General features: G+C 49.5%; 1 rRNA gene. It reads left to right on the forward strand.

Going from position 1 to position 1,178, the window contains the following annotated elements:
• Window positions 1-20: 20 nt before the first annotated feature.
• Window positions 21-1,178 (forward strand): 23S ribosomal RNA (locus tag K5Q58_RS20560); the annotation flags it as partial.

Consider the following 1,178-nt stretch of genomic DNA (forward strand, 5'->3'; position numbering starts at 1 on the left):
GAAACTTATTTGGGTTGTATGGTTAAGTGACTAAGCGTATACGGTGGATGCCTTGGCAGTCAGAGGCGATGAAGGACGTAGTAACTTGCGAAAAGCGTTGGCGAGCTAGTAACAAGCATTTGAGCTAACGATGTCCGAATGGGGAAACCCGGCCACATAAGTGGTCATCATAACGTGAATACATAGCGTTATGAGGCGAACCTGGGGAACTGAAACATCTAAGTACCCAGAGGAAAAGAAATCAACCGAGATTCCCCTAGTAGCGGCGAGCGAACGGGGATTAGCCCTTAAGTCTATGGGGTGTTAGTGGAATGTGTTGGAAAGCACAGCGGCACAGGGTGATAGCCCCGTACATGAAAACTAACCATAGATGAAATCGAGTAAGGCGGGACACGTGACATCCTGTTTGAATATGGGGGGACCATCCTCCAAGGCTAAATACTCCTGACTGACCGATAGTGAACCAGTACCGTGAGGGAAAGGCGAAAAGAACCCCTGTGAGGGGAGTGAAATAGAACCTGAAACCGTGTACGTACAAGCAGTGGGAGCGGTTCTTGAGACCGTGACTGCGTACCTTTTGTATAATGGGTCAGCGACTTACATTTTGTAGCGAGGTTAAGCGAATAGCGGAGCCGTAGGGAAACCGAGTGTTAACTGCGCGTTTAGTTGCAAGGTGTAGACCCGAAACCGAGTGATCTAGCCATGGGCAGGTTGAAGGTTGAGTAACATCAACTGGAGGACCGAACCGACTAATGTTGAAAAATTAGCGGATGACTTGTGGCTGGGGGTGAAAGGCCAATCAAACTCGGAGATATCTGGTTCTCCTCGAAAGCTATTTAGGTAGCGCCTCGAGCGAATACCACTGGGGGTAGAGCACTGTTAAGGCTAGGGGGTCATCCCGACTTACCAACCCTTTGCAAACTCCGAATACCAGTGAGTACTACTCGGGAGACAGACGGCGGGTGCTAACGTCCGTCGTCAAAAGGGAAACAACCCAGACCATCAGCTAAGGTCCCAAAGTTATTGCTAAGTGGGAAACGATGTGGGAAGGCTTAGACAGCTAGGATGTTGGCTTAGAAGCAGCCATCATTTAAAGAAAGCGTAATAGCTCACTAGTCGAGTCGGCCTGCGCGGAAGATTTAACGGGGCTAAGCAATACACCGAAGCTATGGGTTTGC

Origin of the sequence: Shewanella sp. KT0246 (genome assembly GCF_019654955.1) — a bacterium.
Classification (GTDB): Bacteria; Pseudomonadota; Gammaproteobacteria; order Enterobacterales; family Shewanellaceae; genus Shewanella; species Shewanella goraebulensis.